The organism is Jutongia huaianensis, assembly GCF_014384985.1.
In the GTDB taxonomy this organism is placed as follows: domain Bacteria; phylum Bacillota; class Clostridia; order Lachnospirales; family Lachnospiraceae; genus Jutongia; species Jutongia huaianensis.
On record NZ_JACRSX010000022.1, the window covers coordinates 23,327 to 45,617 of the forward strand.

The 22,291-nt window shown below is 43.1% G+C and carries 18 protein-coding genes, 1 pseudogene and 1 riboswitch; of the genes and pseudogenes, 4 read left to right on the forward strand and 15 right to left on the reverse strand.

Annotated elements, in window-relative coordinates:
• The first annotated feature begins 76 nt into the window (after positions 1-76).
• The gene (gene gdhA, locus H8704_RS12635; protein WP_249298491.1) at positions 77-1,429 is read left to right on the forward strand and encodes an NADP-specific glutamate dehydrogenase; all 1,353 of its coding nucleotides are present in this window, start codon (positions 77-79) and stop codon (positions 1,427-1,429) included.
• A gap of 80 nt (positions 1,430-1,509) precedes the next feature.
• On the opposite strand, the gene H8704_RS12640 is transcribed toward gdhA, so the two are convergent.
• The 5 genes from H8704_RS12640 to H8704_RS12660 form a co-directional block, all read right to left on the reverse strand.
• Positions 1,510-1,791: an acylphosphatase gene (locus H8704_RS12640; protein WP_022465537.1), complete on the reverse strand. Its 282-nt coding sequence runs from the start codon at positions 1,789-1,791 to the stop codon at positions 1,510-1,512.
• A 36-nt stretch (positions 1,792-1,827) separates the two neighbouring features.
• A complete protein-coding gene (locus H8704_RS12645; protein WP_249298492.1) occupies positions 1,828-2,886 on the reverse strand; it encodes an NAD(P)H-dependent flavin oxidoreductase in 1,059 nt (352 codons plus the stop codon).
• A 144-nt stretch (positions 2,887-3,030) separates the two neighbouring features.
• The gene (locus tag H8704_RS12650) at positions 3,031-4,080 is read right to left on the reverse strand and encodes a GGDEF domain-containing protein (RefSeq protein WP_249298493.1); all 1,050 of its coding nucleotides are present in this window, start codon (positions 4,078-4,080) and stop codon (positions 3,031-3,033) included.
• Positions 4,081-4,140: 60 nt separating this feature from the next.
• Positions 4,141-4,216, reverse strand: a riboswitch (cyclic di-GMP riboswitch).
• A gap of 76 nt (positions 4,217-4,292) precedes the next feature.
• Positions 4,293-5,486: a BMP family ABC transporter substrate-binding protein gene (locus H8704_RS12655; RefSeq protein WP_249298494.1), complete on the reverse strand. Its 1,194-nt coding sequence runs from the start codon at positions 5,484-5,486 to the stop codon at positions 4,293-4,295.
• Between the two features lie 77 nt (positions 5,487-5,563).
• Positions 5,564-9,121: an HD domain-containing phosphohydrolase gene (locus H8704_RS12660; protein WP_249298495.1), complete on the reverse strand. Its 3,558-nt coding sequence runs from the start codon at positions 9,119-9,121 to the stop codon at positions 5,564-5,566.
• Positions 9,122-9,359: 238 nt separating this feature from the next.
• Here H8704_RS12660 and H8704_RS12665 point away from each other — a divergent pair, with 238 nt between their 5' ends.
• Entirely contained in the window at positions 9,360-10,304 is a 945-nt protein-coding gene (locus H8704_RS12665; protein WP_118678362.1) for a GTP-binding protein, read from the forward strand.
• Positions 10,305-10,353: 49 nt separating this feature from the next.
• Here the strand turns inward: H8704_RS12665 and H8704_RS12670 are convergent, their stop codons facing one another.
• The 5 genes from H8704_RS12670 to cyaB all read right to left on the reverse strand — a co-directional run bounded on the left by H8704_RS12670 (position 10,354) and on the right by cyaB (position 14,052).
• Entirely contained in the window at positions 10,354-11,742 is a 1,389-nt protein-coding gene (locus tag H8704_RS12670; RefSeq protein ID WP_249298496.1) for an MATE family efflux transporter, read from the reverse strand.
• Between the two features lie 128 nt (positions 11,743-11,870).
• The gene (locus H8704_RS12675; protein WP_249298497.1) at positions 11,871-12,821 is read right to left on the reverse strand and encodes a cysteine-rich small domain-containing protein; all 951 of its coding nucleotides are present in this window, start codon (positions 12,819-12,821) and stop codon (positions 11,871-11,873) included.
• A 94-nt stretch (positions 12,822-12,915) separates the two neighbouring features.
• Positions 12,916-13,140, reverse strand: a complete 225-nt coding sequence (locus H8704_RS12680; RefSeq protein WP_249298498.1) for a hypothetical protein — start codon at positions 13,138-13,140, stop codon at positions 12,916-12,918.
• Positions 13,134-13,415 (reverse strand): AAA family ATPase, encoded by a 282-nt coding sequence (locus tag H8704_RS14560; protein WP_408611201.1) that lies wholly within the window; start codon positions 13,413-13,415, stop codon positions 13,134-13,136. The genes H8704_RS12680 and H8704_RS14560 overlap by 7 nt, the downstream gene beginning before the upstream one ends.
• A gap of 34 nt (positions 13,416-13,449) precedes the next feature.
• Complete coding sequence (gene cyaB / locus H8704_RS12685) at positions 13,450-14,052, reverse strand: class IV adenylate cyclase (RefSeq protein ID WP_249298499.1); 603 nt, start codon at positions 14,050-14,052, stop codon at positions 13,450-13,452.
• Between the two features lie 218 nt (positions 14,053-14,270).
• Here cyaB and H8704_RS12690 point away from each other — a divergent pair, with 218 nt between their 5' ends.
• Positions 14,271-15,692, forward strand: coding sequence for an alanine/glycine:cation symporter family protein (locus tag H8704_RS12690; protein ID WP_022465549.1), 1,422 nt, complete (start codon positions 14,271-14,273; stop codon positions 15,690-15,692).
• 173 nt (positions 15,693-15,865) lie between these two features.
• On the opposite strand, the gene H8704_RS12695 is transcribed toward H8704_RS12690, so the two are convergent.
• The 3 genes and pseudogenes from H8704_RS12695 to H8704_RS12705 form a co-directional block, all read right to left on the reverse strand.
• Complete coding sequence (locus H8704_RS12695; protein ID WP_022465550.1) at positions 15,866-16,987, reverse strand: 5-methyltetrahydropteroyltriglutamate--homocysteine S-methyltransferase; 1,122 nt, start codon at positions 16,985-16,987, stop codon at positions 15,866-15,868.
• Positions 16,988-17,138: 151 nt separating this feature from the next.
• Positions 17,139-17,356: pseudogene (locus H8704_RS14420) on the reverse strand (hypothetical protein); the annotation flags it as partial.
• 344 nt (positions 17,357-17,700) lie between these two features.
• Positions 17,701-17,922 (reverse strand): hypothetical protein, encoded by a 222-nt coding sequence (locus H8704_RS12705; RefSeq protein WP_022465552.1) that lies wholly within the window; start codon positions 17,920-17,922, stop codon positions 17,701-17,703.
• Between the two features lie 203 nt (positions 17,923-18,125).
• Here H8704_RS12705 and H8704_RS14295 point away from each other — a divergent pair, with 203 nt between their 5' ends.
• A complete protein-coding gene (locus tag H8704_RS14295; RefSeq protein ID WP_330606006.1) occupies positions 18,126-19,430 on the forward strand; it encodes a response regulator in 1,305 nt (434 codons plus the stop codon).
• Between the two features lie 117 nt (positions 19,431-19,547).
• On the opposite strand, the gene H8704_RS12715 is transcribed toward H8704_RS14295, so the two are convergent.
• The gene (locus H8704_RS12715; RefSeq protein WP_249298500.1) at positions 19,548-21,653 is read right to left on the reverse strand and encodes a PTS sugar transporter subunit IIC/EAL domain-containing protein; all 2,106 of its coding nucleotides are present in this window, start codon (positions 21,651-21,653) and stop codon (positions 19,548-19,550) included.
• A 234-nt stretch (positions 21,654-21,887) separates the two neighbouring features.
• The gene (locus H8704_RS14565) at positions 21,888-22,181 is read right to left on the reverse strand and encodes a leucine-rich repeat protein (protein ID WP_408611202.1); all 294 of its coding nucleotides are present in this window, start codon (positions 22,179-22,181) and stop codon (positions 21,888-21,890) included.
• Positions 22,182-22,291: the final 110 nt, after the last annotated feature.

Consider the following 22,291-nt stretch of genomic DNA (forward strand, 5'->3'; position numbering starts at 1 on the left):
ATACTTGTTTTAACGTGTTGCGTTAATCACACACAACATACACAATCAAAAATAAAGAAAAGGAGGTTTTTTAGCAATGGCGTTAAAAAATCAGTATCTGATCGACTTACTTGAAACAGTTAAGAAGAGAAATGCAGGAGAGCCTGAGTTCATCCAAGCAGTTACAGAGGTATTTATGTGTCTGGAGCCTGTTGTTGAGAAAAGACCGGATCTCGTTGAGGCAGGCGTTTTCGAGCGTATCGTAGAGCCTGAGAGACAGATCATCTTCCGTGTGCCTTGGGTTGATGACAACGGCAAAGTTCAGGTAAACAGAGGATTCCGTATCCAGTTTAACTCAGCTATCGGACCATACAAGGGAGGTCTCAGACTTCACCCATCTGTATACAGCGGTATCATCAAGTTCCTCGGCTTCGAGCAGATCTTTAAGAACAGCCTTACTACTCTTCCTATGGGCGGCGGCAAAGGTGGTTCCGACTTCGATCCGAAGGGCAAGAGCGACGGAGAGGTAATGCGTTTCTGCCAGAGCTTTATGACAGAGCTGTGCAAACATATCGGTCCTGACTGTGACGTACCTGCCGGTGATATCGGAACAGGTGCCCGCGAGATTGGTTATATGTTTGGTCAGTACAAGAGAATCCGCAATGAGTGGTCCGGTGTACTTACCGGTAAGGGTCTTACCTATGGTGGTTCTCTGGCTCGTACAGAAGCTACAGGTTTTGGTCTCTGCTACTTCACAGAAGAGATGCTGAAAGCAAACGGCAAGAGCTTCAAGGATCAGACCGTTGTTATTTCCGGTTCCGGAAACGTAGCAATCTACGCTACAAAGAAGGCTACTGAGTTTGGTGCAAAGGTTGTTGCTCTTTCTGACTCTAACGGATATATCTACGATCCAGACGGAATTGATCTTCCTGTTGTTCAGCAGATCAAAGAGGTTGAGCGTGGACGTATCAAAGAGTATGTTGACAGAACCTCCCATAAGAATGCTACATATACAGAGGGATGCAGTGGTATCTGGAGCATCAAGTGTGATATTGCTCTTCCATGTGCTACCCAGAACGAGATTGATGCAGACAGTGCTAAGAAACTTGCTGCAAACGGATGCTATGCTGTATCTGAGGGTGCTAACATGCCTTCTACTCCAGAAGCTATTGATGTTTACTTCGAGAACAAGATGCTTTACGGCCCGGCTAAGGCTGCAAATGCCGGCGGTGTTGCAACATCCGGTCTTGAAATGAGCCAGAACTCCGAGAGACTTTCCTGGACATTCGAGGAAGTTGACGCAAAGCTTCATGGCATCATGAAAGAGATCTTCAAGTCTTGTGATGAGGCTGCAAAAGAGTTCGGTATGGAGGGTAACTACATGGCCGGTGCAAATATCGCAGGTTTCCTGAAGGTTGCAGAGGCTATGAAGGCTCAGGGTTGTGTTTAATATCCACACCTTTATTCATACGACATAAACATAAAGGGCTTCCACTTTCACAGTGGAAGCCCCTTTTTCTCTGTCTGCTTTCAATCCTTCACCTCGAAGTTTCTCTCGTTCTCCTGCGGAATCAGATTCTTGATATCCATATCCACAATATCAATGTAGCGGTCCTGCTGCAGCATCTGCAGCAGGCGGTCTATAGATGCCTCATCTCCCTGCACCTCCATAGTCACAGTACCGTCCTCTTCATTATATACCCATCCCGTGAGGCACAGACTCTCCGCCGCATATCTGGCACGATAGCGAAAACCTACACCCTGCACTCTTCCATAAAATAGGATTCTTCTTCGAATTGTTTTTCTTTCCATCCAGATCTTCCTCCAACTCCTGTCGGAATATTTTTCTTACTCAAAGCCCTTCCCCAATTCCATCATAAGATCATGTACAGTGGTCATACAATGAATTCTTCCAATCTCTGCTCCGCAAAAAATCAATCCATTCTCCACGTCACCACGAACCGCTTTTGTCAATGCATCTGTAATACAATATGGGATCTCGTTGATATTGCACTTACGCATACACCCATAACATTTCTTTACCGGAATCCGTCCCTTCTGCACTTTTTCCAGAAAATGATTGTGAAGTGCGCGTCCCGGCATGCCAACAGGACTTTTAATGATCTCTATCTCATCTGCCGTACCATGGATATATGCCTCTTTGTATGCCTGCGATGCATCGCATTCCTTTGTGACAACAAACCTCGAAGCAACCTGAACTCCATCAGCCCCAAGATCTACGGCATGCTTTACATCCTCCGCCGTAAAAATTCCACCAGCTACAATCACCGGAATTTTTTGATGAAAATGCGTTGCAAATTCCTGTACAACCTGAATGATCTCCCGGATCCTGTTATCATAGTCAAGTCCATCTATATCCTTTAATTCTTCTCTGGAAAACCCAAGATGACCGCCGGCTTTTGGTCCTTCAATCACTATAAAATCTGCGGTTCTCTGATATTTCTTTTCCCAGCGCTGTAAAAGCACTCTGGCAGCCTTTGCCGAAGAAATAATTGGAGCGATCTTTGTACTGCTCCCTTTTACATATTCCGGAAGCTTTGCCGGAATCCCTGCACCACTAATGATCACATCTGCGCCTGCAGCAACTGCGGCTCTCACATGCTCCGCATAATCCCGAAGTGCAACCATAATATTAACTCCCACCATTCCCCCGGCAGCCTTTTCCTTAGCCAAAGAAAGATGCTTTTCAATTGCTTTACGATTGGCCTTTACCGGATCTGTTTCAAACTCCTCCTCATCATAACCAATCTGTGCTGTTGATATAATTCCAATTCCTCCTTCTCTCGCTACAGCTCCTGCCAAATTTGATCTGCTGACACCAACTCCCATCCCTCCCTGTATAACAGGAATTCTTGCAACCTTCTCTCCAATCCTTAACACTTTCATAAATAATCCTCTTTTCTGTCACAGAATGTTTTTATAACCAAAAAAATGTCGATTACATCTTCTATTCTGTAATTATATTAATCATTTATGGCTTACATGTCAATATATCATTTTCTCTTTTACTGTTTCATATGGTTTTTGATACTATATGTCTCCACAGTTTAAGTTATAAATCTTCACCCTGTTTCGTCCACTTTCCTTAGCTTCATACAAAGCCTCATCGGCCATCCTTACCGAAGCATTATAATCTCCGCCATGATACCCGGTTACACCAATGGATATTGTCACAGAACAAATCTTTCCCGTCTTCTTCTCGATTGCCTGACGAATCTTTTCTGCCTGTTTTTCTGCTCTTACCAAATCACTCTGGAGAATGATCAAAAACTCCTCTCCGCCCCAGCGAAGCATATAATTGGGATACTCCAGATGCGCTGATACAATATCTACAACTTCCTTTAAAACAACATCTCCACTCTCATGACCATATGTATCATTGACTCTTTTGAAGAAATCAATATCAAACAGTAAAACTGAGATATCCTCTCCTCCGAAACACTGTAGGGATTTGTTTTCATCCATAAGAGTATCAATGATATTACGGTTAAAAAGTCCCGTCAACTGATCGTGATATGCACTTTCCTCCAGCATCCTTTGTGCAACATACTGGTACACATAAGATTTCTCCATCGCCCATACCACAAGACAGATTCCACCATAAAACGGAATGCCGAGGATCAGCATCATCAGCAGCTCCGGATAATGCAGAAAAATATTGGCAACGCCGATATCCAGAAAGATCAGACCCGTAAAAATAACACTCCACTTCCCCGGTGCTGCAAATCCAAAAAAGATAAAAATTGCCATAATAATGATAAAACCATCACTGGCAAAAGTAAGATCCGGCAGATATACACACGCCCAGATAGTGCACCACATAATACTATGTGCGATAAGGTAGGATAACGGCACGATCACGCGGTAATCCTTCACCTTTGCATTCACGATCATAAAAATAGCAAAAGGAATCAGAATTGCTGTCCTCGCAGGAACTGTCACCATATTGATCTCCCCGAATAAATACCAGTCAGATATCACATAAAACAGTGATGAAATACAGCTTGCGATCACGATCCACATATTCATCACACGGTAATGTTCAAATTTTGATTGATAAAATACTTTGTCCTTTTTCATTCTCCAAACCCCTCTTATAAACTATAAAAAGCATTACAACCATAGCCGTAATGCTTTCTTTTTTGCAACTGGTTACCATTTTACAGGTCCTATAGCTTTGCGTCACAGTCTTTCGGCTGCTTTGCCCATCTATATTTATTTCATACATAATCAATAGTTTATTTTACCATACTATCTGACGATTTGCAAATGACCCTTTTCATCTGTTATGATCATTCCACATGAATCACATCCCGCAGCACATAATGAAATGTCGGTGCGGAGCTCTTTTCATTTTCCTGATATCCCTCCTTCAAAGAAATCACATCTTCTTTATTGTCCGGATCAACCCCGGTATAATCTCCCTGAAATACATTGATCTCTTTCTTTTTAAAGCTGCCGATCAGTTTTTCTACTTTTTCTTTGGTTCCCGGTGCCGCAATCAGCTCATTGACCTCCAGCATCTGTACCCAGCTCTGATCAAATCCTGCCCCTGCATCATTTCCATTGATGTTGGCATCCAGCGAGCTTTCGATATCCTTCTCCGACAATACTGCCTCCACCGCTGCAGAAATATAAGGCTCCCAGTTGATCCGGCACCCGGTCAGATATGTGGTTGGCGCCACATCCGCCATACTCTGATTATATCCCACATGGTATACCACATGCTTTCCCTTGACTTCCTCACATGCCACGGCCGGTCCCGTAGTATCAGAATGCTGCGAGATGATCACACAGCCCTCATTGATCAACTGGGTCGCATATTTCTTTTCTAATGCGTAGCTTCCCCAGGTATTTGTATATTTCACTGTCATTTCCGCTTCCGGTACAATGGATCTTACTCCCAGGAAAAATGCCGTATATCCGGAGATCACCTCCGCATACGGATAGGCTCCGACATATCCCACCTTTGCTTCATCTGCTGTAATCGTTTTCTCATCGATCAACTGCTTCAGCTTCATTCCCGCTGCCACACCGGAAATATAACGTCCCTGATAAATAGCTCCCATATAGGTATGATAATTGGAGAGTTTTGGTTCTTCGTTGGCATTAGAACAGGTAGACTGACAGAATTGAACCTTAGGATATTTCTCTGCCCATTGCTTTGCCTTTTCCCCAAATCCATAACTTGTGGTGAAAATAATATCACAGCCCGCCTCCACCAGGTCCTCTAAAATACCGTCTTCACTTCCCTCAGTGACATTAAACCGTGCAATCGTCCGTACCCTGCTGCCATATTTTTTCTCTACCGCCTTCTGCGCCTTTACAAAATTGCCTGTATAAGCAGTACTGGTATCTCCCACATAAACAAATCCCACGGTAATGTTTCTCTGCTCACTGTCATCCTGCGTCAGCAGATGCAGACCAAAAGCTGCCAGTATCACAAACAATGCACTGCTGATCGTTATGATATATATCCTTTTCATACGAATCCTCTGTTCCTTTCCCAGCCCGAAAGCTTTGGGCCGCCGGCTCTAATATTTGCGAATTAATTTCACCCGCTTTATGAAATTTTATTTTCACTTGCTCCATAAAGCCCTTCGACATCAATGGTTCCATCCTCTAAGAGTCCCAGCATGATATCAACTAACCGGGGATCAAACTGCGTTCCTCTTCCTTTGCGAAGCTCCTCCAGCACAAAATCCAGATCAAGCTTCTTGCGGTATACACGGTTGGCCGTCATCGCATCAAACGCATCAGCAATTCCAATGATCCTTGCATTCAGAGGGATCTCCTCCCCCTTCAGACCATTTACATACCCCTTGCCATCATATCTCTCATGGTGGTAAAGAGCCCCCTCATCTACATGCTCAATAAAGGTAAAATTCTTTAATATCTCGGCTCCCCTGAGTACATGGGACTTCATCACACCGTACTCTTCATCCGTCAGACGTCCCGCCTTATTCAGAATACGGTCCGGAATCGCAATCTTGCCAATATCATGAAGAAGTGCTGTTTTGCGGAGCACCTCCAGATCCTCTTTGCTGTAGCCCAGCTTCTCTGCGATCATCACAGAATATTCCGATACTCTCTGGGAATGCTGGCTGGTATTTTCATCCTTGGCATCCACCGTTCTTGCAATGGTAATGATCGTTTCATTACCCATCTGGATCTGATTTCTGGCAAGCTCTAACTCCTTCTTCTGGAGATTCAGCTTTTTCTGGATCTGTGTCCGAACGATCAGCCAGGTCAGATAGACGATCGCCAGCACCAACACAATACCATAATAAACATAAAACCACCAGTGGTCGTAGATTTCCTTATCCTTGATGATCTGGTAAGTACTTTCCTCGATCACCTTCGTCCTTTGATGATCATACACCGCCATATGAAAAATGTATTCTCCCGTAGGAAGATTGGTATATACAATATTTTTTAATTCACTTTGCGGAAGAATCGTCGGCTCTTTGTCGTAGCCCTCCAGCCAGACCCGGACATATGGGTCATTAATGGAATAATTGACCACCTCCGGTATGATCTCCACCCGGCTCACACCTCTTGAAATATGAAAGGCTTCCCCTCGTTCCACATAGGAGGTCTCTCCATCCATTTTGATAGACTTCATCAGCATACGATAAGAAAAATTATGGGAATTATAATCGTTCATATTCATATATACTGTACCAAATCCACCGGATAGATATAAATTGTCTTTTTCGTCAATATAATTCCAGGCATTCGGGGTCAAAGATTCCTGCAGGCCTTTGGCAGCATTTAACAGATCATAATCCAGTTTTTCTCCGTTTTCCAGTTTCTTTTTGTCCACAACGTAGATTCCTGCGGAGCTAAGAACAAAAACCTCCCCCTTCTTTCCCTCCACAATATCGTAGTTGTTATAATATGGGAAATTATCCAGAATACGAATTTTATCGTTTTTCATAAAACAGAGACTGTTGCTTGTTACGATAAACATTCCACCATGATCGGTATCCTCCACCATACGCAGGATCACTTCTGAACTTAAGCCATTTATTTTTTTGTAATGGCTCTGAACCTTATGATCCCGTATCACCGCGATACCATTTCCATCTGTCCCCGCCAGAAGAGTACCATCTTTCTTCTGGAACATACACAATACCCTGGGATTGGATAATCCATCTGATGCACCAATATTTTCAGTCACCGTTCCATTTTTAACAAAGGATATGCCAAGATCTCCTGCCAGAGCAATGGTTCCATCCTTTAATTCCATCGCTGTACGAAATTTATCCCCCAAAAGACCGTCTTTTTCCGAATAGATCCGGAGTGATCCATCCTCTGACACTTTCCAGACACCTTCTCCGGAAGTACATATCCAAAGATTTTCCTGACTGTCCTCCATCAGACAGCGTACACGGATCCCCTCCAGTTTTTTTGATAAGGATGTATGTTTTTCTCTGGTCATAACACCATCCACAACCTTCAGACCACTGTCCGTTCCAAAATAGACATCACCTCTCCACTTGATCACGGTGTTCACAACATCCTCTTCCAATCCTGCTTCTGTAAAGATCTCTGTAAAAACAGATTTGCACATCCGAAGCAGTCCCAGACGTGACGAGGTAAACCAGAGATTTCCCTGATAATCCATAAGCATATGATCAATGGAACTGTTAAACTTATTGGTATTCACACTTTGATAATTTCCGGAGATATCTAAAAAACCGGCTCCATTATCTGCACAGATAAAAATTTCCTGATTTTCCGACATATGAAGTGATTTTATATTGGTAAGAGTTCCACAGGAAACAGTCCTGCATTTCTGCAGCTTTCCATCCTTTAACTTATATATTTCAATGCAGTTGTCAGTTCTTCCCACATATAATCTGCCATGATCATCAAACATGCAGCAGGAATATGCCGCACGGTATGCTTTCCTTTGCAGATGCTGTATCACTTTCCCCCGCGAAAGCAAATACAGGCTTCCTTCATCCGTCACTGCCGCCACATGATCCTTCTGGTCTGCCGACAAACTCTTTGTATAGGTAACCTCAGAAACAATATCACTGACTGAAAGGCCACCCGACAATGATACGATTGCAAGGGCATCCGAAGTTCCCACATAAAATGTTCCGTCCGAACATTCCGTGACACAGCGCACCGAATCCGCCGGAAGTCCCTGGGATGAATCCACCACATTGGATATCTCCTCATTAATACAGATGGACACACCACTGTCATTTGTTCCGATCCAAAGTCTTCCTGCCTCATCCGTATACAAACAGTTTACATTTTTGACGGAATCATAATGGTTCATCCACTGAAACCGGCTTCCGTTATACCGGTAAAGCCCGCCGTATGTTCCAATCCACAAAATACCATCCTTTGTCTGGGCAATATCATTTGCCTTGCCACCCGGAAGTCCGTTATTGTCATTGTAAATCGTCTGCACATACATATTATAAGAATGATCCTGTGTATTCTGTGCAGACACAGCCATAGGATTCCACAACACCGACCCCAGCAGCAAAAAAACGATCACAATGCTGGTTTTCATATGATTCGGACTAATCCTGGGTGTCTTTTCCTCATTTTGGCGTGTTTTATATCCGTGCCAGAGACGAAGTCCCACAAAAAACGCCACCAGCGTAACTACCTTATCCAAAAAATCTACATAAAACTCACCGATCACGCCACGCATCCATGAGCGAAGCCCCATCTGCCCCAGCAGATCGATCACACCATCCCCCCAGATATTGCCGGTTCTCCCACTGTAAAATACATAATTCAGCGGAACAGACACGCCAACGGAAAGCAGCGTGATCAGAAAGCTCAGGGACATTGTCTTAAAAAGATCCTTCAAATAGCCCTTCGATGCATAATAACCGGTCAATATACCAACAGCAATATTCGTCAAAGCATAGACATAAGAAGTCTTATAATAAAACCCATATATCACATTGGTAGCAGCTCCTACAACTCCTCCGCAAAACGGTCCCAACGCATATGCACTGCATACGGTTCCGAACGAATCCATCCATACCGGAAGCTGTCCTGCTGCTGCAATCCATTTACCAAGACAATTTATCAGAATACATCCGATCACAAACAGACTGATCTGATAATTCTTCCTGTGCTGCATTTTCATACCTCTCTTTCCTGATGTCCAAATTTTTCCTTTGCACCACAACAATTATAAACGTATTTTTATAATGAGACAAGCAGTTTCATAGCATTTCTTTTTCGATTTTGTATTTTTATGATATGTGTGATAAACTCAAGCGTGATAAAACAAGTTTCTGTACAAAATTAACATATGTATAAAATATTCCTTACACAGAAAAAGCATATAAAATAACACAACAAGGGGAGGATACAATATGATTTCTATTGATCTGATCACAGGATTTCTGGGTTCCGGAAAAACAACTTTTATTAAGAAATATGCAAAATACCTGATCGATCAGGGTAAAAATATTGGAATATTAGAAAATGATTTCGGTGCTGTGAATGTGGATGCCATGCTGCTTCAGGATATTCTGGGCGACAACTGCACTTTGGAAATGGTGGCAGGCGGATGTGATGCCGACTGCCACAGACGACGTTTTAAAACAAAGCTGATCGCTATGGGAATGTGTGGTTATGACCGGGTTTTAGTGGAACCTTCGGGAATTTTTGATATGGATGAGTTTTTTGATGCCCTGCACGAGGATCCACTGGACCGCTGGTATCAGATTGGAAACGTAATCACGATCATTGATGCCAATCTGGATACGGCACTCTCCGAATCTTCCCGTTTTCTTCTTGCCTCCCAGGCAGCCCAGGCGGGTACGATCCTTTACAGCCATGTACAGGAGACGGAGGCTTCCGTCATCTCCTCCACAAGCCGGTATGTATCCGGTCTGCTTGAAAAGCTGCAGTGTCCGGCTCCGTCCGGCCAGCTTATCCTGCAGAAGGACTGGGACAAACTGGTTCCGAACGACTTTGAGAAGATTATGCACTCCGGCTATCATTCTGCCGATTACCGAAAGCTGTGGCTGGACGAAAAAAAGACCTATGACAGCCTCTATTTTATGAATATGGAGTTTACCGAAAGCTTTCTGCTGGAATCCTGTGTCAAAATATTAAAAGACCCTGCCTGTGGCAAGGTCTTTCGTATCAAAGGTTTTCAAAAGCTTCCGGACAATACCTGGATCGCCGTCAATGCAACCCACCAAAAAACAGAGATCCATCCGATTCCAAACGGGCAGGCAATCCTCATTGTCATTGGGGAAGGGCTGCATCCGGAAGCAATTGAATCCTACTGGGGAAAGTCAAAACCATAATCAAAGAGGATGTTGTGCCTGTCCTCTACAAATTTATTTCAAATTCCGCCTATGCCTCCATGGGAATCTTCTGAATAATTGTACGATAGATCCGGATCAGGAATGTCAAAGATACCGCAAAGGAAATGACCTCCGCAATCGGGAAGGACCACCATACCATCTGAAGTCCTCCGATCCTTGCCAGAATATACGCTGCCGGGATCAGTACAAACAACTGACGCATGATGGATACGATCATGCTGAACACAGCCTTGCCAAGTGCCTGGAATACGGTACCGGCAATAATACAAAACCATGCGATCAGATAATGGATTCCTATGATCCGGAGTGCCGGTACACCGATCGCCAGCAGATTATCGGAGGCATTGAACAGCCCCAGAAGTGTCTGCGGAATCGTCTCAAACAGCAGGAATCCAATAAAAGTCAGGCAAAATGCCACCGTCAAGCTGAGCTTGATGGTATGTATCATACGCTTTCTCTTCTGGGCGCCATAATTATATGCGATGATCGGAGTAATCCCATTGTTCAGTCCGAATACCGGCATAAAAAAGAAGCTCTGCAGCTTGAAATAAACGCCAAAGACTGCTGTCGCCGTAGAAGAAAAATCAATCAGAATACGGTTCATACAATATGTCATAACCGATCCAATGGACTGCATAATGATGGATGGAATACCAACGGCATATATATTTCCAATAATCTTTCCGTCCGGGCGGAAGCTCTTCAGCTCTACATTAACCTCATGATTAAATTTATGATGACATGTCCCTGCTACGACACCGGCCACACATTGTCCGATAACTGTAGCAACGGCAGCACCTGTCACTCCCATTTTAGGTGCACCACATAAACCAAAGATCAGAATGGGATCCAGAATAATATTGGTCACCGCTCCCGTCAACTGAGAGGTCATACTAAAGATCGTTTTTCCTGTAGAAGTCAGCAGACGCTCAAAGAAAAACTGTGTAAACAATCCAAAAGAAAAGATCATTACCGTGCTGAGATACTCAATTCCCATGGTCATGATCTCCTGATCCGCACTGCCTGTCTGACTGGCATAAAACGGTCTCACCACGGTAAATCCAAGGATCAGAAATAAAAAATAACTCAGAATATAAATAAATGCACCATTGGTAGCAATCCGATTAGCCCGTTTCTGGTTCTTCTCTCCTAAAGATCTGGAGACAAGAGCATTCATACCGACACCGGTGCCGGCTCCCACAGCGATCAAAAGCGTCTGAAGGGGAAATGCCAGAGAAACAGCGGTCAGTGCATTTTCTGAAAGCTTTGCCACAAAGATACTGTCCACAATATTGTACAATGCCTGTACCAGCATAGAAACCATCATGGGCAGTGACATATTAAAAACCAATTTTCCGATCGGCATTGTCCCCATTTTATTTTCTGCAACAGGGGTAGAATTCTGATTTTCGTTCATAATGATCCAACATTCCTTTCCACTCAGCTCACAAACTTCTTTCGGAGCATTTATCTTTTTCTATTTTATATGTCCAAAAGGATATTTTATCATGGATCGAATTGCTTTGGCAACCCTTTTGAAGAATCTTAGATAGGCTTTTTATGGTAATTGACACAGAACCGGCAGCCATCTTTCCCTCCGATACAACTGACACAGTCCCCACAATTTGACAGAATATCCTCCCTGCTGACCAGATAGATCCCCACAATACTCATCGACGGATCCATTTTCTCATCCTTCCAGCGGATTCCCAGCTTTTCTGTATCCATCAGCTTTAACAGCTTTGGCACCGCCGCCATCTCCATTCCATAAAATCCCGGTCCAAAGGAAGGGCTGCAGTAATGTCTGCTCATAACGCTGTGCTTTCTCTCCAGATATCCCTGTACCCACTCCCGCACCACATCCATACAGGCAATCTGAAAAATCTCCAGATAATATTGTGTCAGCAGTGAATCTGTCTCCTCCATTTCAAATAACGGTGCGTGAAAGGCATATACATACCCTGTCTCAATCTGACTCCGTTCAATACGCTCCAGCACATTGCAGTAAATTTCCTGCTTTCCAAATATAAAACGGTCTTCCCGGACACACTCCTTTGCAAAAGGCTGTAGCAATACATTGAGACGATAGAGATATTTATGTTTTTCCAGAATATTAGTGATACTGCTGATCGCCGTTGCCCGGTGCTGCCGGTGCATTTCCGGCTCCATCTGCTCCCAGGATGCGATCTGCGCCATTCTGTCCCATATCTGTTCCCGCAGATTCCATATGTTAATAGAAATTTCCTGATCCTGCCGTCCCAGCTCCTCCAATACCTTTTCATACATTTCCGGACGGTGCACCACCGTGCAGCTACTGCAATCCTTGATCCGCTGCCCCTTTCCGTTCAGGATATAATCCGGATGCCCCAGACAGGGTTCCTTCAGATATAATGGGCAGTAACAGAACAGGCAGTTAAAGGAAGATGAGTCTGCAACATCGTGACATGGAAAATATTCACATTGTTTGTTTTGATAAAATTTGTAGGTGTTGTTCATGTTAATATTAAACTCCTTAATTTACATAAACCATATATCGGAATCACAATATATTGATATACTCATTTTACATTTATGTATTAAATACTCATAATCAAAGAATAAACTGCTTTTTTCTTGCCTGCTCCTCATTAAGAATAATAAAATCTGGTATTTTCCAAATCCGCATCTCTTTTCTCAGCTCTTTCCGAAACTTATCCCGAAACGGATCTAACCATGCAATCTCTGCATTTTTTACTATTAAAATCAAGCGCATATTCAAGTTTTCTGCATCTTTTAATTGATCCGGCATTCCATCTTGTGAATATCTCTTTAACACAATGTTTGCATATAAATTAAGAGAATGGCGCATCTTTTCAACAATCTCTTGTATGTACTCCTGATACTTAATTTTCTTTTCTTCGGAAGAATCTGCCGTAGTTTTTCCTTATATTGTGCACTATCCTCTATTTGGAAAATAATAATCACAAAATAAGAATGACTTGTAATAAACACCTGAAGTCCCATTTCATTTGCAATATTATCAATCATATCCAAAAACTGACACACTGCTTTAGGATGTAATGCTGATTCTATCTCGTCTATAAAAATAATGGAATTTCTGCCTAAATATCCATTTGCAAGAAGCTTACCATTTCATTTTAACATTTTCCTCCAGCATCGACAAGTAACTGATCCTCGTAGTCTCCTCCATAGAATATCCCAGCTTTTTCAACTGTTCTTTAATCCTCTTCAAAGCCTGTGGTCTCTCTCCTTCTGCATCGACCAGGACCTCCAGTTCCAGATAATCTCCCAGTCCCTCTACCTGATCCACACAGGCAGTCATATCCTTATGAGAATAATATTGTCTTGTTTTAACCACCGACTGAACCGGACGGTACCCCAGGGAAATCAATATTTCCCGCATCACCTTCGCATCTCCCACCGTCGTTTCCAGCTCTTCGCGGGACATCCCCACATTTCCAAGCTTTGGACCTTTATATGTAATGTATGTCGTCTGCTCCGGCACATCGTCCGTCAAAACGGAGTCCTCCTTCAAAGCACTACGCTCCAGCCATTCTGTCTTTCGGATCCGGAATGCTTCATCTGTCTTTTTAAAGTCACGATCCACTCCGTTAAAATAGCGATCTGTCTCCCGGACCAGATGACTTTTGACAAACCCGTCCTCTTCCAGTTTCTTTTGTAAATTTCTCCGGTCCCTAACCGGCAATTTAATTTCAACCTCTATCATATGTTGATCCTGCTCCTTTTTTCGAACTCGCGGGCGCGTTCACATGCCGCATCGTCATCTGCAGGAAGCAAGCTTCCGCATCTGCCAATGTGGCATGTTCACTTTTGCCTTCGCGCACATTATATCATGTTATTGAAAAAATTCCTAAAAAAAGGTATAGTATAAAGGTGTGTTTTTGCACATGTAACACTCAAATTATACATAGGAAGGATAAAATAATGTGGAAAACAATCAATGATTTACTCGTTCAGATCGACAACCTTGTATGGGGTGTCCCACTTATGGTACTCATTATGGCCGGTGGTATCCTGCTGACTCTCCGTCTGGGTCTTCTTCAGATCCGAAAGCTCCCATTGGCGTTAAAATGGATGGTAAAAAACGAAGAGGGGGGCGAAGGTGAAATTTCCAGCTTCTCTGCACTCTGTACGGCATTAAGTGCCACCATTGGTACCGGTAATATCGTCGGCGTCGCAACTGCAGTAGGAGCCGGCGGTCCGGGAGCACTTTTCTGGATGATCGTAGCCGCTTTCTTTGGAATGGCAACAAAATTTTCCGAGGGTCTTCTCGCCGTCAAGTATCGTATCGTCGGCGAGGATGGACACAGCCTCGGCGGCCCGTTTTATTATATCGAACAGGGCATGGGAAAGAAATGGAAATGGCTTGCAAAACTATTCGCCTTTTTCGGCGTATGTGTCGGACTTTTCGGTATTGGAACTTTCAGTCAGGTAAACGGAATCGCCAGTGCTGTTCACGGTTTTTTTGATCCGAATGACAAGCATTGTATACAGATTTTTTCTCTTGGCCAATATTCCTGGTCTGTTGTCATTGCATCCCTGATCCTTGCATTCTGTGTAGCCGCCGTACTTATTGGTGGTATCAAGCGTATCGCAAATGTAAGCCAGGTTATCGTGCCTTTTATGGCTATTATCTATTTCCTTTTTGCAGCAATTCTGATCATTACAAATATCACACAGGTACCTGCTGCAATCAAGATTATAGTGAAAGCAGCATTTACTCCTAAAGCTGTAACCGGCGGTGCCGTTGGAAGCATGTTTATGGCAATGCAGAAGGGTGTTGCCAGAGGTATCTTCTCCAACGAAGCGGGTCTTGGTAGTGCACCGATCGCTGCCGCTGCTGCCCAGACAAAGGAACCTGTCCGTCAGGGTCTCGTCAGCATGACAGGTACTTTTATCGATACCATTGTGATCTGTACTCTGACCGGTCTTTCCATCGTACTGACCGGCGCATGGCAGGTAGATGGCCTGGAGGGAGTTGCCGTAACAACATATGCATTTCAGAAGGGACTTCCGTTCCCGGCAGAGATTTCCTCCTTCATTTTGATGCTGTGTCTTGTATTCTTTGCATTTACTACAATCCTCGGCTGGGATTACTACAGCGAACGTTGTCTGGAATACTTAAGCGGCGGCAATATGAAGCATGTTAAGATTTACCGCTGGATATACATTCTGGCAGTATTTATCGGACCTTATATGACTGTCAGTGCTGTCTGGACCATCGCAGATATCTTTAACGGACTGATGGCGGTTCCAAATATGATCGCACTCTTTGCCTTAAATGGTGTCATTGTAAAAGAAACCAAAGATTTCTTCGAGAGACATGAACGCGGAGATTTTGAATAATTCAATCATCTCCCTGTTTCACACAATTCATCGTAATGTCAATAGTTACAATAATAAAAATAAAAAAGGTTTGAAACAATGTATGGCGTCCGTTGAAGTCTAAATACCTGTTGACTTCGACATCATATTGTTTCAAACCTTTTTTGTTTTGTGGAGCAATTCCCATCTTTACACTATTTGCCCCAAACCTCTTCTGCGACTTCTTTTACCAGAGCAAGCTTTGCCCACTGCTGCTCCTGTGTCAGCTTATTTCCGATCTCACAGGATGCAAAACCACACTGAGGACTCAGATAAAGCCGGTCCAGTGGAATATATTTTTCTGCCTCGTGTATCCGGGCAATCACCTCTGCCTTGTCCTCCAATACCGGAGACTTTGTTGTGATCAGTCCCAGTACCACCTTTTTATCACCGGAAACTTTGGCCAGTGGCTCAAAACCGCCGGATCTCTCGTCATCAAACTCCAGAAAATATGCATTAACATTTTCTTCTCCGAAGAGCACCTCTGCTACCGGATCATATGCACCACTGTTTGCATAGGTGGAATGGAAATTACCACGGCAGACATGGGTATTGATGATCATATCCTCCGGTGCATTTGCGATTACCTGATTATTGATATCCTTATGCCTCTTCTGCACCTCTACTGCACCCTCCGCCGTTGTGCCGTAAAGCATTGGTCCTGTCTTATCTGCAAGCATCCCCCAGGTACAATCGTCAAGCTGTACATTACGACATCCTGCCTCATAAAGATCTGCAAGCACTTTTCCATACGCCTTGACAATATCCCGGATCAGCTCTTCATCCGTATCATAATATTTATCTGTATGTTCTCTGTTGAATGGCATGGTAAACTGTGCCAGAAACTGTGCCGGAGACGGCATTGTCTGCTTTGCCACAGTATTTTCATCCTCCAATGCCTTCACGAAACGAAAATGTTCTACAAAAGGATGCTCTCCCGATATCCCTACTTTTCCATTCAGATATGTGTCATCCACCATGGCAGCTTCTCCATGAAATGGCAGCCCGGTCTTGGTTGGTGTATGTCCTACGCCATCGAACGCCCACATAAAATCAAGATGCCATGTAGCTCTGCGGAACTCTCCGTCTGTAATGACATGATAGCCCAGCTCCTTTGTTTTCTGAACCAGCTCTGTGATTGCCTGATCCTCTACCTTCTTTAATTCGTCATACGAGATCTCTCCCTCGTCAAACTGTCTCCGTGCCTTTTTTAATGTATTGGGACGCAAAAAGCTTCCAACAAAATCATATCTGCATGGTGTAACAAGCTTACTCATATATATATCCTCCGTATTCCTCATATTTTATGATGATATACTAGCACTTGTTGATCTCCTTGAATAATACAAAAAAATGTCACTTTGACATAGTTTCAAGCTATGTCAAAATGATATTTTCTAATCTATATTTTCCTGCCATACACATCCTTTATCCCGCTATATGATGCATCATACGGATCAAAAACATCCACGCAAGTCCATAATAGGTCACAACTGCCACCAGATCATTGACTGTAGTGATCAACGATCCGGATGCCACAGCCTCTTATGGAAAAACATCGGCACAAGGGTTCCCACATTTCCTGCCATATCCAGGATCAGAGACTGGAAACAGATCACAATAGGAAGTACCGCAACAATTTCCTGTATAAATTTGGTTTCGTTCAATACTTCTTTTCTCATTTAAGCCTCCATTCTACCCAAAAAGAGCATAAAAAATCCATCGTCAATAATCGTCCGCAAAACATACCTCTCACGGTTTCCTTAAAACGATGGAAAAGGCTTATCTTATATCTGATCCGGCTCCACTAACAGACACTTGAAATATAATCCAAGCCTCGTCCATCCATATATGTGCTTTGACTTCGACTATCACAACTGTCCATCTGCTTCGCCTCCTTTATCTTCAAATCCACGTCATCATAATACCGGCCTGTGCATATGTCAAGCCGGTACTGCAGCTATTTCATATTAATTTATGTATGCTCCATTTACACTCTCTTCCAGCCGGAAACAATAAATGCCACAACCAATGCAACTACCAGCAACGGAAATGCTGCAGATAATAATCCTGCTAACAGCATACCGATCAGGATCACCGGAAGAAATACAACAAACGCCACAACCTTTGTCAGTCCCCATGCCATCTTTATTGCGAAGAAAAACAATTTCACTGCCAAAATAAGAATCCCTATGATAAATAATGTCATCATATGTCTCCCCTTCTTTCCTATGTTTATTTACCGATTATACTGCTTCACGCAGGATAACGCAAGAAAAATCAAAATAAGAGTACTGGATACAACAAAAACACCAATTATAATTATTATTTTGTGAAAAATCACGATTTTCCTTTTCTTTCTGGTATAGTTATTGTATAATATAAATAGAAATCTATCAGAAGAGGTGAAATTCAATGTTTAGTCAATTATTTGGAAAATATCTTGTAGAAAAGCAGATCATCACCCTCGATGAATACCGTGCTTCCATTGAGAAACAGTTATCCGTTCGTGTAAAGCTTGGTACCATTGCGATTGCAGAGGGCTTACTCTCAGAAGAAGACGTAGATATGATCAATAAACTGCAGATGCAGTTTGATAAACGCTTCGGTGATATCGCTCAGGAGAAAGGTCTCCTGACAGATGCCCAGATCAGAGAGCTTCTTCAGAAGCAGGGCAATCCATATATGCAGTTCACACAGGCTTTAACCGAATGCACGAAGCTGACTGCTTCCGTTATTGATAAGACTTTATCTGCATTCCAGAAGGAGCATGGCTTTTCTGATACAGATATGACCGCTTTAAAGGCAGATGACCTGGACGCACTGATCCCGGTCTTTGCATGTGCAGCCAATGCTTCGATCACAGATCTGGCAGGCCTGGTCATCCGCAATATTAACCGTTTCGTTACCAGAGATTTTTATATTGGTCAGATCAAGCATGTAAAGTCTCTGTCCTATCATTCTCTTGCAGGACAGAAATTATCCGGAGATGAGAATTTCTATCTTGCTCTTGCTGATGATGCCGATGAAAAGGCATTTTCCCTGATCGCTGATCATTTTTCCGGGGACAAGCAGAATGATACAACGGATATTTTTGATGCCGTTTGTGAGTTTATCAACGTCAGCAACGGTCTTTTTGCTTCTGAGCTGAGCGAGAAAGAGAAAGAGTTAGAATTAGAGCCGGTATTTGCTTATCAGGATCAGACCATAGAAGGAGATTTCCATATCCTGCCGGTCTACATAGAGGATCACCGTATCAATCTTGTAATTGCAGACAATGATCAGGTCAAGCTGGGAGATACTCCTTATCATTTCGCATCTAATGAAAAGCAGGTTTACGATATTCCGACAGATTCCAGGGGATCTGTATTAGTCGTAGATGATTCCAGAATGTCACGAATGATCATGAAGAATCTTCTGGAGGAAGAAGGTTACTCTGTCATTGGCGAAGCCACAAACGGCGAGGAAGCTATAGAGATGTTTAAGCAGCATCCGGCAGACCTTACGACTCTCGATATCACGATGCCAAAGATGGACGGTATCGAGACATTGCAGAAGATCCTGGAGATCGATCCGGAGGCAAAGGTCATCATGATCACTGCTGCCGGTCAGCAGTCTAAAGTGTTAGCCGCTTTGAAATACGGTGCAAAACAGTTTATCACCAAACCATTTGAAAAGGATGTTGTATTAAACAACATCAAAGAAGTTCTCGGCAAATAGCCCCGGGAACAACGCATCATTGATTGAATATTTTATCTTAATTCGATACTCCTAACATAATAGCAGCCACCGGTCAGATACTATTTCTGACCGGTGGCTGTTGTTATATTATCATTCTCACTTTTTTCTTTGTTCCATCCATACAAGCAGATCCTCCAGCTTCAATGGCTTACTGTAAAGATACCCCTGAAATGCATTACATCCCAGTCTCTCCAGTTCATCTCTCTGCTCCCTGGTCTCCACATACTCTGCTATGATCTTAAAATCAAGTGACTGACCCAGATATACAATGGAACCAATAATATCGCTGTTTCTCTCATTGTCCAGAATATCTCTCGTCAATGATCCATCCAGCTTCACCACATTAAAGTAACTGGTCTGCAGATACATTAATGAGGTATGTCCCATACCAAAATCATCAATCAGGAACTTATGTCCCTTTGCCTTCAGATTCTTTATCTTGTCCGCAATATCAATAGATGTCGAAAGGGCATCCTGTTCCGTAATCTCCAGACAAAACCATTCGTTCGGAATATGATACTTCTCTACCACATCTGCAATACACCGCTCAATGCCGTCCCATTCCAGAGACTCATTGGTAATATTGACAGATACTTTAAACTCTGAAGAGGTCTCAGGCTTCATCTGAGTGACTGCCCTGGCCGCCTCATCAAAAATAAACTGTTCCAGCTTATGCAGGATATGTGCCTCCTTTGCCAGCTGGATGATCAACGGCGGATAGATAAATCCAAGCTCCGAATGATTCCAGCGGATCAATGCTTCCACACCGATACATTCGCCATCACAATTTACCTGCGGCTGATACACCATAAATAGTTCTTTGTTGTGTACTGCCTCTGCCAGCTCCGATGCCAATACTCTCGCCACATACCCCAGATCGTCCTCTCTCTTAGTTAGAATGCCAATGGAATTGTTCTCCTCTTCCCGCTGCATCTCCTCTACTAACCGTTTCACATCTCTGGCAATACGGAGCCGGCTCTGCTCCTCATAAATCCGCACAAACGGCCGGTAGATCAGAACACCCGCCGTCAGACAGACAACCTGAAGCACAGCTCCTCTCCAGGATCCCGTTGCCTGATAACCGCTTAACAAAATCGGCGTAGTCCAGTCCACTTCATTGACAACATGTGGCACGATTCCACTGTAAATCGCTCCATAGGTAATGAGAAAATTGGCAATCGGCACCAGAATAAACGGCACCAGAAAGATCGGGTTAAAAATAACCGGAATACCAAAAAGTGCAATCTCGCTGATATTAAAAATCACCGTTGGTGCTGCCATGAACGCCAGATGACGTACATCCTTCTTTCTTGCAAAAAGAAGAATCGCGGTCACCAGACAGAGCATCGCCCCGGCACCTCCCAGCAGTACAAAAACATCCTGCATGGTTTTGCTGAAAATCCCCGCCGTCACATCAGTAAAGTGCTGTTTGATCACTGTATCCAGCATGTTATGACCATGAAAACCAAGGAACCACAATCCATGGGTCAAAAAGATCACAATGAGTCCGGATCCCAGACCGTTTTTTATCGGAGTCAGCAAATAATTAAATATCTGCTCCATGAGTTCCTGAATCCCATCCACTCCGAAACACACGTGGAAAAGCTGATGCAGCAGAGAGAAGAACCCAATAATGATCACAGCCGGTCCAATCCCTTCAATGGCCGCAATATAAACACTGTCCGTATTCATCCCATGTTGTCCGATCATCTGAAAAAGTCCTCTGCCCTTTAAAGCATAATATACCACACTGGAGATCAATGCTACCAGAAGGGCACTGAACGTATGCATATTGCTGAACTTATCAACCGAAAAATCATCATACTGGATGCCGGAATATCCTGCAAATGCTGCCAATGTTATGATCACAAGAATGATGATACTTCCCGTGCTCTCATTGACTCCCTTTTTACGTCTCATCATAATGGAATAACCGACACTGACAGCTGCTGCCAAAAAAACAGAAAAGAAACGATTCACGCAGCAATAGAGACACAGAAAAAAATCCTCCACACGTCCGCCTAACAAATGGTGCATAAAACTCTGGTACGCAGAGATTGGAAGATTCACCAGCATTGCTGACAAATACCCCACGACCAGCAACGGTATCATCATGATCATACCCTGCCTTATCGCACCTAGTACACAGCTGTTTTCCATTTTATCTGTAATATGCATAAGCACTTTTTTTATCGGATCCATCTTTAGTACCCCTTACATTCCCTGTACTTTACCTATCTCATACGCTTCTTATCCCAATTCATTTCTCCACATCCTTGTACAAGTATATTTTACCACTTTATAAAAGTCAAAACAAGATTTATATAATCCCGTAACATACACGTTAAATAAGAAAAGATCCTTTTGTAACAGCCAAAATGCACTGTTATCCAAAAGAATCTTTTCCTAAAATATAGTCACTTTAACCTGTGTTTATCAGCTTTCAAAGGAAGCATTCTTGCTGATCCCCCGTTTTTTCAGGAGCTTTTTGTATGCCTCCAGTTTTTTCTTTAAAGTCTTTACAATAACTTCATCAGAACCATTTGCAAATGCGTTTTTGCCTACATTACCTGCTTTCAGTTTTTCAGATTTAATGATTATCTTTTTCAGATTTTCACATCCGTCAAAAGCATTTTTTCCAATGGATTTAATTTGCTTTCCAATCGTTATCTCATTAATGGTAGTATTATCCTTAAAAGCGTTATCATCAATGGAAGTTACTGGTCCTATGTCAAGATTTAGTACAAGTTAAAATGAGTTTTTCTCATTCTAACCTGCCAGCAATTCCGAAGTTGCCTGTTGATACAATCTTTCAAAATCATCGGGGGACATATAATCGC